15 protein-coding genes are annotated in these 14,565 nt (G+C 40.5%); 11 read left to right on the top strand and 4 right to left on the bottom strand.

What is annotated here, in order from left to right:
• Positions 1-274 precede the first annotated feature (274 nt).
• A complete protein-coding gene (gene prmA / locus R9C00_29225; protein ID WPO35782.1) occupies positions 275-1,102 on the bottom strand; it encodes a 50S ribosomal protein L11 methyltransferase in 828 nt (275 codons plus the stop codon).
• Between the two features lie 469 nt (positions 1,103-1,571).
• Between prmA and R9C00_29220 the strand changes: the two genes are divergently transcribed.
• Entirely contained in the window at positions 1,572-2,096 is a 525-nt protein-coding gene (locus tag R9C00_29220; protein ID WPO35781.1) for a TRAP transporter small permease subunit, read from the top strand.
• 43 nt (positions 2,097-2,139) lie between these two features.
• A complete protein-coding gene (locus R9C00_29215) occupies positions 2,140-3,450 on the top strand; it encodes a TRAP transporter large permease subunit (GenBank protein ID WPO35780.1) in 1,311 nt (436 codons plus the stop codon).
• Positions 3,451-3,461: 11 nt separating this feature from the next.
• Here R9C00_29215 and R9C00_29210 read toward each other — a convergent pair whose 3' ends face one another.
• On the bottom strand, positions 3,462-4,442 hold the full coding sequence (locus R9C00_29210; GenBank protein ID WPO35779.1) for a glycosyltransferase family 9 protein: 981 nt from the start codon (positions 4,440-4,442) through the stop codon (positions 3,462-3,464).
• 280 nt (positions 4,443-4,722) lie between these two features.
• On the opposite strand from R9C00_29210, the gene R9C00_29205 reads away from it, so the two are divergent.
• From R9C00_29205 to R9C00_29175, 7 genes are all read left to right on the top strand, one after another.
• The gene (locus R9C00_29205) at positions 4,723-5,301 is read left to right on the top strand and encodes a sigma-70 family RNA polymerase sigma factor (GenBank protein WPO35778.1); all 579 of its coding nucleotides are present in this window, start codon (positions 4,723-4,725) and stop codon (positions 5,299-5,301) included.
• 31 nt (positions 5,302-5,332) lie between these two features.
• Complete coding sequence (locus R9C00_29200; GenBank protein WPO35777.1) at positions 5,333-5,602, top strand: hypothetical protein; 270 nt, start codon at positions 5,333-5,335, stop codon at positions 5,600-5,602.
• 3 nt (positions 5,603-5,605) lie between these two features.
• The gene (gmk, locus tag R9C00_29195) at positions 5,606-6,172 is read left to right on the top strand and encodes a guanylate kinase (GenBank protein WPO35776.1); all 567 of its coding nucleotides are present in this window, start codon (positions 5,606-5,608) and stop codon (positions 6,170-6,172) included.
• A gap of 92 nt (positions 6,173-6,264) precedes the next feature.
• Positions 6,265-6,837 carry a nicotinate (nicotinamide) nucleotide adenylyltransferase gene (gene nadD, locus R9C00_29190; protein WPO35775.1) on the top strand — a complete coding sequence of 191 codons (573 nt, stop codon included), beginning with the start codon at positions 6,265-6,267 and terminating at the stop codon, positions 6,835-6,837.
• Between the two features lie 191 nt (positions 6,838-7,028).
• A complete protein-coding gene (locus R9C00_29185; protein ID WPO35774.1) occupies positions 7,029-9,068 on the top strand; it encodes a GAF domain-containing SpoIIE family protein phosphatase in 2,040 nt (679 codons plus the stop codon).
• 160 nt (positions 9,069-9,228) lie between these two features.
• The gene (locus tag R9C00_29180) at positions 9,229-9,582 is read left to right on the top strand and encodes an STAS domain-containing protein (protein ID WPO35773.1); all 354 of its coding nucleotides are present in this window, start codon (positions 9,229-9,231) and stop codon (positions 9,580-9,582) included.
• Entirely contained in the window at positions 9,560-9,979 is a 420-nt protein-coding gene (locus R9C00_29175; GenBank protein WPO35772.1) for an ATP-binding protein, read from the top strand. Before R9C00_29180 ends, R9C00_29175 begins: the two co-directional genes overlap by 23 nt.
• A gap of 41 nt (positions 9,980-10,020) precedes the next feature.
• Here the strand turns inward: R9C00_29175 and R9C00_29170 are convergent, their stop codons facing one another.
• Both R9C00_29170 and ndhC read right to left on the bottom strand, forming a co-directional pair.
• Complete coding sequence (locus R9C00_29170) at positions 10,021-11,442, bottom strand: choice-of-anchor Q domain-containing protein (protein ID WPO35771.1); 1,422 nt, start codon at positions 11,440-11,442, stop codon at positions 10,021-10,023.
• 12 nt (positions 11,443-11,454) lie between these two features.
• On the bottom strand, positions 11,455-11,943 hold the full coding sequence (ndhC, locus tag R9C00_29165; protein ID WPO35770.1) for an NADH-quinone oxidoreductase subunit A: 489 nt from the start codon (positions 11,941-11,943) through the stop codon (positions 11,455-11,457).
• Positions 11,944-12,190: 247 nt separating this feature from the next.
• On the opposite strand from ndhC, the gene R9C00_29160 reads away from it, so the two are divergent.
• Together R9C00_29160 and R9C00_29155 are read left to right on the top strand one after the other, a co-directional pair.
• The gene (locus R9C00_29160; GenBank protein ID WPO35769.1) at positions 12,191-13,888 is read left to right on the top strand and encodes a PHP domain-containing protein; all 1,698 of its coding nucleotides are present in this window, start codon (positions 12,191-12,193) and stop codon (positions 13,886-13,888) included.
• A complete protein-coding gene (locus R9C00_29155; protein ID WPO35768.1) occupies positions 13,885-14,559 on the top strand; it encodes a hypothetical protein in 675 nt (224 codons plus the stop codon). The genes R9C00_29160 and R9C00_29155 overlap by 4 nt, the downstream gene beginning before the upstream one ends.
• The last annotated feature ends 6 nt before the right edge of the window (positions 14,560-14,565 follow it).

The raw sequence follows: 14,565 nt of genomic DNA, 5'->3' as shown, positions 1-14,565 counted from the left end.
ATGAACCTTGCATCAAAAGAAAATTTTTCCATAGTACCACGCCACGATGGCTGCTATTCAAAAATTTTATTCTTTCGCAAGAAGCATAAACTGAGCATTTTTGCTTGAAAACCTAAAGTTAAAACAAGCCCTAAGCTAAAACCTTTAGTAAGTAAAAAAATTGCCAGATTTTTACAGAAGATAGTGATAATTCGGTACTCTTCCCAAGTACCTATTTACTCATAAAAACCTAATTTGGGCATGTATAAGTTCCGATAAGTAATGCTGCAAAAATCTAACCTTTTTCTAAAACCAAACCAGCCCAGTTTGTTTTGGATTTACTGTTTGTAAAAGAAAAACCAACACCTTGTGCCTTGTTGACTACTAGCGGAATGTCTTCCACATAAAAACCGCTTACCAACAAATGCCCCTTTGGCTTGAGCATTTCGTAATACGTTGGCAGTTCTTCCAAAATAATATTGCGGTTGATGTTTGCCAGTACTATATCATATTCCCCTTTTTTGCCATGCTCCACCGCCGTTCCCTGAAGGTACTCGAGCTCAGCTCCGTTTTTCTCCGCATTTTCTTTCCCATTCAATACAGCCCAGTCTTCAATATCGCAAGCAGTTACTTCAGCTGCTCCAAGTTTAGAAGCCATTATTGCCAAAATCCCAGTTCCAGACCCCGCATCAAACACTTTTTTCCCTTTGTGGTCAATTTCCAGCTGGTGCTGAACCATCACGGTAGTAGTACCATGATGGCCTGTTCCGAAAGACATTTTGGGTGTGATGATAATTTCGTAAGGATATTCTTTCTCTGGTTTGTGAAATTCTGCCCTTATCAAGCATTCTGACGTAATTTCCACCATGTCGTAATTCGTTTCCCAAAGCTTATTCCAGTTCTGCTTCACCACCTCTTCCGAGGTGTAGCTCAAGCTTCCTTGCTTGGAATAAAACCCAAATACTTCATCTACAGCATCTTCATCAAAAGCCTCTTTCTCCACCGAGCAATCAAATCCCGTATCGGAACTTAAAAAGGAATCGAAGCCCAATTCGGCTAATTCTGATATTAGCATATCTTGTAATTCTTCTGGCGCAACTACTTTGAGTGAAATGAATGACATATGTGAAAAAGGATTAGTTCGAGACAAAAATTTGGCGTAAAGCTGAGGAAATTTTTGACTTAATAAAAGCTTACTGCCGTGTAACAAAATTTATTTCTAGTATGATTTCTTAACCTTGGTTTAATTAAGGCTTTTTGACGGTTACTCGTTGCTGACGGTCCGCCGCTGCGGTTTCTAGTTACTGGTTATAAAAAAGCACTTAATAAAGATCAGGCGCCATCTACTCAATCACCTATACTATTGATTACAAACATATTAAACAACAAAAAACTCGTAACAAGCAATCAGGAACGAGTAACTATAAGCCAAGAGAAGGCAGAGGTTTTCAAAAATTTGGTAACCTAAAAAAATTTGACGGGTAGCACTTACTGAACATTCCCTTCCCTCATTCTCTCTAAAAGTTATATTTTTAGGCAGAAAGCTAAAATTGCCCAATATTTTTTCACCCATATGGAAATGATAACTTGCTATGGTAAAGTTTTTAAATAGATATGTTCGGTTTGTTGACCAACTTAATGAATACGTAGGCATCAGCGTCTCTTTTCTGACCAGTGCCTTGGTTTTACTCATTTGCTACGATGTAATCACCCGCTACTTGTTCAGCGTAACCCACGTCGCCATTTTCGAATTGGAATGGCACATTTTTGCCCTCATTTTTATTTTGGGCGCAGCCTACACGCTAAAGCACGACAAACACGTGCGAGTAGATATTTTTTACAGCAGGTTTTCCGAAAAGGGAAAAGCCCTGGTCAATCTATTTGGTACTATCTTTTTCCTTGTCCCTTTTTGCCTTGTAGTTATCAACGGGGGAATCCCTTACCTAGAAACATCTCTAAAACTTTCGGAAGGCTCCAACGATCCTGGTGGGCTACCCGCTCGCTACATCATAAAAGGGAGTATCATCGTCGGTTTTTCCCTGCTTTTGCTCCAGGGAACGTCTCTGATTATTACTTCTTTTTTTAAGCTCACAGGAAAAAACGGACAAGTAGCTTAAGTTTTAAATACCTCACATTTCAGAACTACTACCTCTCTTTACAATGATTGCATTAGCACTTTTTCTCTGCTTGATTGTCCTTTTACTTCTTGGCTATCCCGTTGCATTTACCTTGGCAGGAGTTTCCATCATTTTCGGGTTTTATGTTTTTGGGTTAGAATTTTTCAACCTACTGCCCCTTCGCATCTATGGCACTATGGGTAACTACGTCCTCTTGGCCGTCCCACTCTTTGTGTACATGGGCGTGATGCTCGAAAAATCGGGCATTGCCGAACGCCTACTCGACACCATGGCGATGCTTTTTGGCAGGCTGAAAGGCGGTTTGGCTATTGCCGTAATCTTGGTAGGGGCAATGCTCGCCGCCTCCACGGGAATAGTTGGCGCAACAGTGGTGACCATGGGCTTGCTCAGCTTGCCTACCATGCTCAAAAGAGGCTACAAGCCCGAATTGGCAACGGGTACTATCGCCGCATCGGGCACGCTAGGGCAGATTATCCCGCCTAGCATCGTGTTGGTTTTGCTTGGCAGTGTAATGAATATTTCTGTAGGAGATTTGTTTGTGGGGGCGGTTATCCCAGGGCTCACCTTGGTAATCGTTTATATTCTTTACGTGTTTATAGTAGCCATTGTAAGCCCTCAATCAGCTCCTCCAGTTCCTGCTGCCGAGGTAAAAAAGTTTATGGCAACAAATGCTGTTTCTAAGATTATAAGAGCATTTGTACTTCCCATGTTGCTCGTACTTTCTGTGCTTGGATCTATTTTCGCTGGAATAGCTTCGCCCACCGAGGCTGCGGCAGTAGGTGCGCTTATGGCAACTATCCTAACTTTTTTTGAGAAAAAGCTTTCTTGGAAAGTGCTGCAAGAGGTGATGAGGGAAACCACATTTCTCACGTGTATGGTGTTCATCATTTTGGTGGGAGCTACTGCTTTTGGGTTGGTTTTCCGAGGCGTGGAAGGCGATGATGCACTTATTTACTTTATCCAAAGCTCCAACCTGAGCCCTTATGCCTTCCTAGCTTTTGTGATGGTGGCTATTTTCATCGCAGGATTTTTCATCGATTTTATTGAAATCATCTTCATTTTTATGCCCGTGGTCACCCCTGTTTTTGCCGCTTACAACATGGAATTGCTTTGGGTTGCCGTACTGGTCTCCATGAACCTTCAAACTTCTTTCCTCACTCCACCCTTTGGATTTTCGCTTTTCTACCTCAAAGGCGTGGCTCCGCCCGAAATAAAAACCACCCAGATCTATCGAGGAATCATTCCTTTTATCCTCATCCAACTAGTCATGTTGGTACTCATCATCCTGTTCCCCGACTTCGTAACTTGGCTGCCAAAGTTCATGGCAAACTAGGGAAAAGAGTATTAGCTAAAATGTGAAAGAATATAGTCCGCAGCCATCTGGGGACTAATCTCTTCCACAGCTTCGGAGCCTGAGCCTTTGCCCAACACATCGTCAACTTCCATAATACCGACCTTCGCTCCCAAAGCTTTCCACCTGCCGGGGTGCATAGGCCGCATAGAGGGGTAAAACCCGAGTGCATTTTTACCTAGCATGGCAGCTATGTGCAAAGGCCCTGTGCTGCAAGCCACCAACCCATCCGCTTGGGCTATAAAGGAAATAAATTCTTCGAGGGAAAACTGCCCACTTACATCGGTCACATTCGGAAAATCAAACAGGGATGTACCTTCATTTTTTATCAAATCGCCTTCGGCTTGTGTGCCCGACACAAAAAAATGAAACTTCTCTGACGGCAGGATCTCAACCAATTTTTCATAATGGCTCAATGGCCATTCTCTTGCACTTCCTTTCGATTTTGGGTGGAGGATCAGATTAAACTTCCCCGTATCCAACCTTTCCTTTTGCACCTCAGGAAGTTCGGCCATAGCCCGCATTCCTACCAACTCGGGCATTTCGCTGAGGCTAGGAGCTTCTTCTACCCCCAAAGGCTTCAAAAGCTTAAAATTGAGTTGAGATTCGTGCAACTCCGATTTCTTTCTACTAAAGTTCACCAATTTGTTGCAAGTGCCCCAGTGGAATATACGGTGGCTAGTTCCTACCCTAACCGGAATTTTGCTTTTTTTGGCAAGCTTACAAAGCTCTTTATCTGGGAAAGCAAAAATTATTACATCACCTTCTAGTTTTTGCTCCCCGTTCAGCAGCTTTTTCTTGTCGTAAAAGGTATCTACATACTGGCAAGAATTTATAACTGACTGAGAATAAGCTTGTCCAACAAATGAAATACTTATATCAGGAAAAACTTTTTTGAGATAACCTGTTAGCGGTAGGGTAAGAATGACATCTCCCAAACTATCCGTCCTGCTTATTATAACTTTTTTTAACATCCGAAAAAATTGCTAAACCGTATATTGATATTTATACTTACTGTATGCTTACAATCACAAAAAGGGTTCAACAGAACTAAATTCCAGCGAGATCACAAACAAAACCAAGCTTCTTTTTGTAAAGGTCATCAAACAAAATGAGCACGAAATTAGGAATGGTGCTCATAAAAAGGGGCATCAATTAGCAATAATTTGAATCTATGCCGAGATGCGGGCTTGAATTATTTTATTATCCCAAATTATTTTAAGATTTTTGAACACACCTACACCATCCATCAATATGGCAGAGCAATCCAAGAAAGATTATTCTGAAAAAGAAAAGACTAAAATCTTTGACGAAGAGTTTATGCCTCACATCGACTCCATGTACAACTTTGCATATAAGTTGACATTGGATGAAGAAGAGGCAAAGGACTTGGTGCAAGATACCTACCTTAAGGCATTTAGATTCATAACTTCTTTCGAAAAAGGAACGAATGCGAAGGCTTGGCTGTTTAGGATTTTAAAAAACAGCTTCATCAATGATTATCGGAAGAAGAGCAAACAACCTTCTAAAGTAGATTATCAAGAAGTTGAAACCTATTACAATTCGGAAAATGCAGATCATGATATAACTATAGATTTGCGCTCTGAGACCATGCAAAACCGTATTGGTGACGAAGTGACCAATGCGCTTAACTCTCTAGCTGTGGACTTCAGAATAGTCATAATATTATGTGACCTTGAAGGTTTTACTTACGAGGAAATGGCGAAAATACTCGATATACCTATAGGAACGGTGCGTTCGAGGTTACACAGAGCCAGAAACTTATTGAAAGAAAAATTAAAAAAATATGCCCAATCGATGGGCTATAAATAATTATCACCTTTTAGTTTAACGAGTTGATCTCATGGGAAATACCTTTACTAAGAATGGCAGTTCACGCTTTTGCAATGAATTTGTTGAAATAGTACAGTTGATTTTGGATAACGAAGCATCTGAGTCCGACAAGCAAAAATTTAATGACTACTATATGAAGTGCACGACTTGCATGTCATATTACAACCTAGAATCTTCTACCATTGAATTGTTGAAAAACCACATTCAACAAAACAAACTGGCAGTTCCAGAAGATTTAGCTTCAGAAATTCGCTCTAAAATCAAATATTCAGTCCAATAAATCATGTCAGAGGGTAAAATCATTATTTTTTCCGCGCCGTCTGGCGCAGGCAAAACAACTATCGTTAGCCATTTAGTAAGAGTAAATCCCCACCTCCAATTTTCCATCTCCGCCACTACTCGGAAACCTCGTCCAAACGAGGCAAATGGAATACACTATCATTTCCTTTCACTCGAAGATTTTAATACCAAAATAAAAGCGGGTGAGTTTGTGGAATACGAGCAAGTGTATGAAGGACTAATGTATGGTACGCTCAAATCTGAAATAGAGAGGATCTGGGACTCGGGAAATCACGTAATAGTAGATGTGGATGTAGTAGGTGCGCTGAACCTCAAAAAATATTTTGGAGACAAGGCTCTCGCTATTTTCATAAAACCTCCCAACGTGGATGTGTTGATAGAACGCTTAACCAACCGCAAAACAGAAACTCCCAAAGCATTGGAAAAAAGGATAAAAAAAGCAAAACACGAGCTTTCTTTTGAGCAAAAATTCGATCTATCGATATTGAATGACAAACTCGACCAAGCAATAATAGAAGCTCAAAACCATATTGATACTTTTTTAAAATAGCATTCTAATCACAAAAAATATATTTATAAGCCTCCAGACAATTCATAGGGGACTTTTATACACTTCTTTACTTTAACCTGCCACCGCTCTCCATGGACATAGGTCTATTTTTTGGTTCGTTCAACCCCATACATATTGGACATCTGATCATTGCCAACACTATGGCAGAATACGCCGATCTCGACCAAGTCTGGTTTGTGGTCTCTCCTCAAAACCCTCACAAAAAAAGCAATAGCCTACTACACGAGTTTGACAGGATGCAAATGGTACGGCTGGCTATAAGCGATAATGCCAAGTTCCACGCTACGGATATCGAGTTCAGAATGCCTCGCCCAAGCTATACAGTCGATACGCTCACTTATCTTTCGGAAAAATACCCTAAACATAAGTTCAATTTGATTTTGGGAGAAGATAACCTGAAGAATTTCCCCAAATGGAAAAATCATCAGGTCATCCTAGACAATTACGGTTTACTGGTATATCCCAGACCTGGATCGGAAAAGACAGAAGTGTCTTCACTCCCTCAAGTGAAAATGATTGATGCACCTAAGGTAGACATCTCAGCCACTTTCATCAGAAATGCCATCAAGCAAAATAAATCTATTCGCTACCTTGTCCATGAGGAGGCAATCGACTACATCAACAGCAAAAACCTATATCATTAATACGGCTCACAAAGCTTAGTACACCCAAATAATCTTCTACAAATTAAGATTTATCCAACTTATGTCTCTGTTTTTTTAATGGACTATTTATATTAGCGAAAGCGATAGCAATTTTCCGTTAACAAAGTCAATAAAGATAGTTTTAGTCTGAATCTTAGAAGAAGGTAATATTTTTTCATTAATCTATTTGAATGCTCAATAACCAAAATATTAAGAAGCTCGCACTTATATTTTCCTTTGCCAGTTGGTTCCTCTTACTGGTAACAGGCTTGGTTGAGCATTACCAAAAAGCACAAGAAGTTGCCCCCGATGTACCTGTTCCTTTTTTCCTCAAAGGACTGCTACTCAACTGTTTTATCTTAAGTCTTTATCTCTACAATTGGGTTCGTACCAAGGAACAAGAAACTTCTGACCTGCATGATCTTATTTGGAAAATATTTTTGACAGCCTTGGTCTGCACCCTTATTTCTGGAGTGCTTTCCATCATGTCAATTGTTCTGGAAACCGATTCCTACCTTTATAATTCCCTCATTTCTGCTTTTTTCTACTATGTAGATATCGGTTTGATTTTCTTACTGCTCATGTCCACCCTTGCTAAGTGGAAAAGAATGGTACTTTATGAGAGAAACCGGTTTGCACACCTGAGTTGGTATGGATTTGAATATGCTCTTTTTGCAACTACGGCAGTACACTTCTTTGCTTTAGCACCTTTCAGTGTGCATTTCAATATTGTCATAGCATTTTTTGTGCTTTGGTCCCTCGTCCTAAGCGTGAACTTAAAATGGATTCCTCAGTTACTGTTTAACCAAAAGCTATTGAGTATTTTCCAGTTAATCATTATTTTATTTTGCCTTTCTTATTTCTTCGCAAGTATTTCGGCGTACCACAATAATAATATTTTATTAATAGACGATATCTCAAAAAATATTTTCCTTTCTGCCTTGTTCATTTTTGTATCGTTCTACACCTTGGCAGCATTACTGGTTATCATTTTCAACCTGCCCACTTCTTCTGTTTTTGAAAGAAAAACAAAGGAGTTATCCGTTTTTCAAAAACTCAGCGATTCGATAATTGAGGGAGAAAATGAGGACCAGATCTACAAATTATTGTTGGAAAGTGCCATGAGCTCTACCAATGCTGATGCTGGCTGGCTCGAAATCCACAATACCTCCAACTTATGGGCTGTTGGGATCGATAAAAAAATGGCAAGGTCATCCAAACGCTATATTTTCCAAGTGGGGTACGATGGGCAACACTCAAAAAAAATAAGCAAACCTGGAGCTTTTACAGTAAATGAAGATACGGTCTATAGCTCAATTTTGGCCATCCCCATCATTTCTGGAAAGGAAAATCTTGGGGATTTAGTACTCCTCAAAAAGCTGAGGAATTCTTTTGACAACACCATGATCAAAATGGTGAATACCTTCGTAGCTCAGGCAAGTGTAGCCCTCCACAATTTCAAGTTAGTATCGCAAGCCGTTGAAAATGAACGCTATAAAGGCGAATTGGAAATCGCTAAAAATGTGCAGTCTAGGTTACTTCCTGTAAAACTAGAGGCAAATGGTACGTTCGAGCTTTTTGCCAGGTCAGAGGCAGCCACGGAAGTTGGTGGAGATTATTACGATGTGTATAAAGTCTCTGAAACCGAGCATGTGGTGATTATAGCCGATGTGGCAGGAAAAGGCATTTCCGCAGCCTTTAATATGGCTCAGATGAAGGGGATTTTCCAATCGTTGGTAAGGCTCAACCTAAGCCCCAAGGATTTCTTGATAAAGGCAAATTCGGCTCTTTCAGCTTGCTTGGAACGCTCCGCATTCATTACGGCAAGTTATTACCTCATCAACACTGAAAAACAGATCGTTACTTTTGCCCGAGCTGGGCACTGCCCAACTTTGGTATATAGAAAAGATACCGACAAAGTTGATTTCTTAGAATCAGATGGGCTTGGGCTAGGCATCGTCCGAAACGACACCTATTCGAACTTTGTAAAAACGAGCCATTTTGACTACAAAAAGGACGACATCATGTTGCTTTATACCGATGGTGTGACTGAGGCGCACAGTGAACAAAACAGGGAGTTATATGGTTTTGATAGACTCAAGGAGCATTTAAAACAGCATCATGACCAAGCACTCAACGAGATTTATGATACACTTGTAAGCGATATTTTTACGTTTGCAAAAACCACATTTATCGACGATGATTTTACTGTATTGATCATAAAATTTTAGTTCTAGCAAAGTTATTTTTGCCTACTATTCCTTTGGTGATTAAAATAAATCACAAAATTATCTTACTTTGGAACTCGTTTATACTAGTATATCGCCAAACACAAAGCTTTTTGTGCAACAATACTAAACTTAATACCGAAAATAACGTATCAATATTCACATGGAACTTGAAATAACAGACGAAGGTCATTTTCATATCATCAGCATTCATGGTGATCTGGATGCCACATCATCAATTCAGCTAGATGATGCTATTGAAACAGCAATGGAGGAGGGTAAATCCTTGTTCTTATTTGATTGTAAAAACCTCAATTATATTTCCTCTCCGGGAATAGGCGTTTTTACCTCAAGAATTGACGATTATGACAGCGGAAAGCTAAAGATGGTTCTATTTGGCATGAGCGAAAAAGTATATAATGTGTTCAAGCTTTTGGGCTTACACAAGCTTCTGCCAATAACTAATACTAAAGAAGAAGCAAAAACAACTATTAATGGTTTACACAACAAAAATTAGTTGCGATAAATCCAATCTAAAAAATGTAAGGGATTTTGTATCAGGCGTATTGGATAATTACCGCATCCCAGATGTGGATATCAACTTGGTGGTAGTAGCCATCGACGAGGTATGCTCCAACCTAATGATACATTCGCACAGCTGCAACAACGACGAATCCATAGAAGTAAGAGTCCTCAACAATGGGGATTCTTTCGTGTTTGAAATAATTGATACAGACGAAATTTTTGATATTCCAAACTACGACGCCCCCACACTCGATAAAATCATAAAAGATAAACGCTCTGGGGGAATAGGCTTGATTCTCGTAAAAAAAATAATGGATGAAATTCAAATTGAAAAAAATGGTAGTGCCAATGTTTGCCGGCTTTTTAAAACACTTGGGAAAGCCGTTTGAATAACAACTAAATAGATTCGCAGATTACTATACCTCTCTTCTTACTCTTCCTTTACAAACTCATATGCCCCAATGTCGGGCAAGCTATCTCTCTGATTACCCGCCAAATCGGTTTCCACTCCTAGTTCCAATCCAACATCTATTGCAGGGCTTTCCCCAATCGTATCTAAAGAAAAATCTTGTTCAAAGGGGTTATTGAATATAGGGTCTTCATTGAGAATATTCCCATTCTCCAAGTCCTCGATTATAGTCTTGAAAATATTTTGAGAAGCACCCACTACCAAGCTCGACTGTTCGTCGGAAGCCAAAATCAACTCTTCCTCCAACCTTCCCCACACTATATTATTTGCCATTGTCAACTGCAAGTCCTCCGAAAGTACCGTACCGTTGCCGAGGTCTTGGAACGTAGCCATTGCAAACGAAGGTTCGTCCCTAAAAAAGTTGGTGCTCACACTGGCAAATGTGTTGTGGAAAAGGCTATAATTCCCCCCAGCAGTGCAGCGCAGCGTATTCACCACACAATTGTTGATAAGTGAGTTAGTCATCAACAAATCTGAAGTAATACATTGGATACCGTGGAGTGCCATGTTCTCAATCTTTGTGTTTTGAAGCACCAAATCAGGCGTATCGTCAGCATCTGGCGTACCCAAATACAGCCCAATCGTCCCATTTCTTATTTCTGCCCAATCTATAAAATTATCTCTGCTGTTTCGCAAAAAGTAAATCCCGTTCCATTGCCCATATTGCGTGGCATATTCCCCGTCTAGCCTTACGCTCTGAATCTGTACGGGCTCTTCCGCACTACCAAGAATATTGATTGTTCCTCCCACAAAAAGTGATGCATTATCTGCTAAATAGACCTTTGTACCGGGCTCCATTGTTAGCTCGCAATCTTCCAAAATCACTAGGGAATCATAAATTACATAAGGGCGGTTACTTGTCCAGATCGCATCACATTCTACCGCCTGCAATCCTCCCCTAAAAAAAACAGCATCTTGCCCCCACGACACCAAATTCACATCTTGGACATTGCTATTCACCTCAAAAATAACCGAATCGTTCACCACAAAAGGCAAGTCCTCGTCTTGCGGATCTATTTCTACTTCTACCAGCACTAACAAGCTATCTCCTCCCAGCAACTTCATATCCCTCACCTCTGGCATTTCTATGCCATTGATCACCAATGAATAGGCAGAATTGGCCGTATTCCCCAAACGAATGGAGGAAATATTCACCGCATTTTCAGAAGGATTGAGAACTTGCAAACGCTTCGTTACGCTGCCAAGGGAAGTAAAAACCGTATCGAAAAAAATGGTATCCTCGGAAAATTCGAGCTTGGCAGAAGGGTCGGTTGTGACAATTTCCTCCACAGGCTGACAAGAGGAAAAAATTCCCGCCGCAGTGAACACGCCAACTAAGCTTATGAGAAAAAAGGAAGGTAATAGGCGAAAATTTTTATTCATTATTCAGATAACTTAATCTTCTAATAGGACCTTTTTACCTGCGTATTTTTTATTGATTTTATCGTAAGCCGAAGCAGGGATTTTACTCTGAATGTCTTTAGGCTTCACCTCAGGTTTCACCCAATCCAAAAAGCCTTTTCTCCACACATATGCTAGCCCAAGTGCCAAAACCCCAATAAAAATCAGCATTTCCGCTACGGAAAACCAGCCCCAAAGCCCATTGGTTTCGGCTATGAGGTTTTCGTTGCCAAACACCACCGCCCAAGGGAAAAGAAACACTATTTCCACATCGAACAATACAAAAACCAACGCGATGATATAAAAACGGATATTAAATCGTGCCCACGCATTCCCCACGGGTTCTTCCCCACATTCGTAGGTCGTCAGCTTTTCGTAGTTTGGCCGGTCTGGCCGCACCAAAAAAGAAGTAAGGTAGGCTACACACAAAAATGCGACAGAGCCTATGATAAACAATAAGATGTATCCAAAATCAGAAATCATCGAATTTGTAGATTTTATATTAAAACGAACCTTTTAAAGTAGTCTCATTTAATTAAGTGAAACCTTCCGCCTCAAGATACGAACCAAGGGTTCGCGCTAGCAAAGGAAAGCAAGCCAAGTTACAAATTTAGTTTATCCCTCCAAAGGGAAAGAGTTTGGCTGGTAAAAATTACCAAACTACTTTTGTTTACTCTAATTTGCGAGCAAGTCATTTGCCGTCCTATTATTTACACCAAAAGCCAATACCTTGAGCAACAAAGAAATCATCAAGCTTTTTAAGCTGACCGCTTCCCTTCTCGAATTGCACGATGCCAACCCTTTCAAAGTGAGGGGCTACACTGGTTTTGTTTTCAATATGGAAAAAACCACGTTGAGCCTCTATTCCGATGACACCGAAAAGCTCAAAGAAGCTGGTGTATCGAAGGGAATGTTGGTAAAAATTGAAGAAATCAGGGAAACGGGAAGTTTTAAGGAACTCGACGAACTGCTGGAAACCACTCCTGCTGGGGTCATAAAAATGCTCGATATTAAGGGAATTGGGGCGAAAAAGATAAAAACGATTTGGAAAGAGCTGGGAGTGGAAAGCTTGGAAGCGCTTATTGAAGCCTGTAAAAATGACCAAATTTCTGCACTGAAAGGTTTTGGAAAAAAAACGCAGGAGTTGATAATCGAACAAATTGAGTTTATAGACAGCAATGTGGGCAAACTGCTCTTTGCCAAAGCAGAGCCTTTTGCACTGGAACTGGAAAAATATTTGAAAGAAAAGTTACCCAACACGCCCGTGTTCATTTCGGGGCAACTCCGTAGGGCGATGGAAATCATAGATAAGCTTGAGCTTTTGGTTTCAACCGAAAATACCGATGCTGTTTGGGAAGCTATGGCGGATGTACCTGAAATAGTTTACCACGAAGCCGAGTCCAGTCCGTTTACTTGGCGGGGGGAAATTGAAGAAAATAAGCTGAAAGTTGAGGTGAAAGTAATCCAACCCGAAAAAGCTGCTAGCCAACTTTTTATCGACTCTTCTGACCCATTCCACTTGGCATTTATCACCGCCGAAGGAAAGTCCTTGCGAAGCATCGCTATCGAAAACAGCTTTGAAACGGAGGAAGCAATTTATAAAAAAGCAGGCTTGGGCTACGTGCAGCCCGAAATGCGAGAAGGAGATTTCGAACTGGACCTTGCCAAGGAAAACAAACTTCCCGAACTGCTCACTTTGGAAGACTTAAAAGGCTCGCTCCACAACCACTCCAACTACAGCGATGGGAAAAATACACTAGAGGAAATGGCAACTTATTGCCGAGACATGGGCTACGAATATTTGGGTATTTCCGACCACTCCAAATCGGCTTTTTATGCCAACGGCTTGGACGAAAGCCGCATCATTGCCCAACACAAGGAAATTGACGAGCTCAATGAAAAACTAGCTCCATTCAAGATTTTTAAGGGAATAGAATCGGATATTTTGAACGATGGCAACCTCGACTACGACAATGAAGTTTTGGCTTCTTTCGATTTCATAGTTGCCTCCATCCATTCTAACCTCAAAATGGACAAGCAAAAAGCGACAGACAGGTTGCTAAAAGCCATTGCAAACCCCTACACCACTACGCTAGGGCATCCCACTGGACGGTTGTTGCTCAAACGAGAAGGTTACCCCATAGACCACAAAGCGGTGATAGATGCCTGCGCTGCGGCAAATGTGAGCATTGAAATAAATGCCAATCCGCTACGCCTCGACCTCGACTGGCGATGGGTACGCTACGCCCTCGACCAAAACGTAATGATAAGCATCAACCCCGATGCCCATGAAACCGCTGGCTACCACGATATGCGCTACGGCGTGCTAGTAGGTAGAAAAGCGGGACTGACCAAGGAAATGACGTTGAATGCAATGAGTGCAGAAGAATTGGAGGAAGTGTTTAGGAAGAAAAGGGAAGGGAAATGAGATTAATGAATTTCATCCAAGACGAAGAAGTATTTCCTATTGCAGATGATTTACCAGAGGAATTCTACCCTCTCATTTACCACGATTTTGCATGGGAGTTGATTATTCTTTTTTCGCTAGGATGGATTCTGTTCTTTATTCACAAATCCACAAGTTTTAAAGTTCAAAGAAGAGAAATCAGAGTTTTCTTTGTGATTAACCTTATTTTTATCCTCTTGGGGGATTTTACCTACTATACTTTAAATGGTTATTATTCTTTTATGGAATTCCCTCGCCCTGTTCTCTATTCAACAGGGCTCACCTTATTATTTTTTATAATCAAAGCTTTATCCCAACTTAATATACAATTTAGCACTCGTACTGAATTCATTTATGGCCTTACTATCTTAGGAATTGGGCTATTCATATTTATATCAAATCTCGATTATAACTGGGATGGTGAATTAAGGTTTTTATTGGACACTCACACCTTAAAATTTAAAGCTTTCATTGCACTTTTTCATTATGGTTTCTTTAGCCTTTACTTCTATCCTGGATTTTATGACTGTGGAGTAATTTTTTCCCCTGATGCAAAATGGACTTACCTAATAATCAACATTTTTGGTAGCTCTATTTGCCTATATCTGCTTGCTGTTTTATCTAGCAAAATATCTAAAAGGCTCAATTCTTGACCTTTC

This window comes from Flammeovirgaceae bacterium SG7u.111 (assembly GCA_034044135.1).
Classification (GTDB): Bacteria; Bacteroidota; Bacteroidia; order Cytophagales; family Flammeovirgaceae.
Note: the sequence above shows the minus strand (reverse complement) of the source record. Positions and strands in the feature narration are given on the sequence as shown.

What these genes read in the sequence shown, in the direction of transcription:
- R9C00_29180 (WPO35773.1), top strand. Translation starts at nt 9,229, where the DNA reads ATGGAACTTGAAATAACAGACGAAGGTCATTTTCATATCATCAGCATT.
- R9C00_29155 (WPO35768.1), top strand. Translation starts at nt 13,885, where the DNA reads ATGAGATTAATGAATTTCATCCAAGACGAAGAAGTATTTCCTATTGCA.
- R9C00_29200 (WPO35777.1), top strand. Translation starts at nt 5,333, where the DNA reads ATGGGAAATACCTTTACTAAGAATGGCAGTTCACGCTTTTGCAATGAA.
- R9C00_29205 (WPO35778.1), top strand. Translation starts at nt 4,723, where the DNA reads ATGGCAGAGCAATCCAAGAAAGATTATTCTGAAAAAGAAAAGACTAAA.
- R9C00_29170 (WPO35771.1), bottom strand. Translation starts at nt 11,442, where the DNA reads ATGAATAAAAATTTTCGCCTATTACCTTCCTTTTTTCTCATAAGCTTA.
- nadD (WPO35775.1), top strand. Translation starts at nt 6,265, where the DNA reads ATGGACATAGGTCTATTTTTTGGTTCGTTCAACCCCATACATATTGGA.
- gmk (WPO35776.1), top strand. Translation starts at nt 5,606, where the DNA reads ATGTCAGAGGGTAAAATCATTATTTTTTCCGCGCCGTCTGGCGCAGGC.
- R9C00_29210 (WPO35779.1), bottom strand. Translation starts at nt 4,442, where the DNA reads ATGTTAAAAAAAGTTATAATAAGCAGGACGGATAGTTTGGGAGATGTC.
- R9C00_29175 (WPO35772.1), top strand. Translation starts at nt 9,560, where the DNA reads ATGGTTTACACAACAAAAATTAGTTGCGATAAATCCAATCTAAAAAAT.
- R9C00_29220 (WPO35781.1), top strand. Translation starts at nt 1,572, where the DNA reads ATGGTAAAGTTTTTAAATAGATATGTTCGGTTTGTTGACCAACTTAAT.
- R9C00_29185 (WPO35774.1), top strand. Translation starts at nt 7,029, where the DNA reads ATGCTCAATAACCAAAATATTAAGAAGCTCGCACTTATATTTTCCTTT.
- prmA (WPO35782.1), bottom strand. Translation starts at nt 1,102, where the DNA reads ATGTCATTCATTTCACTCAAAGTAGTTGCGCCAGAAGAATTACAAGAT.
- R9C00_29215 (WPO35780.1), top strand. Translation starts at nt 2,140, where the DNA reads ATGATTGCATTAGCACTTTTTCTCTGCTTGATTGTCCTTTTACTTCTT.
- ndhC (WPO35770.1), bottom strand. Translation starts at nt 11,943, where the DNA reads ATGATTTCTGATTTTGGATACATCTTATTGTTTATCATAGGCTCTGTC.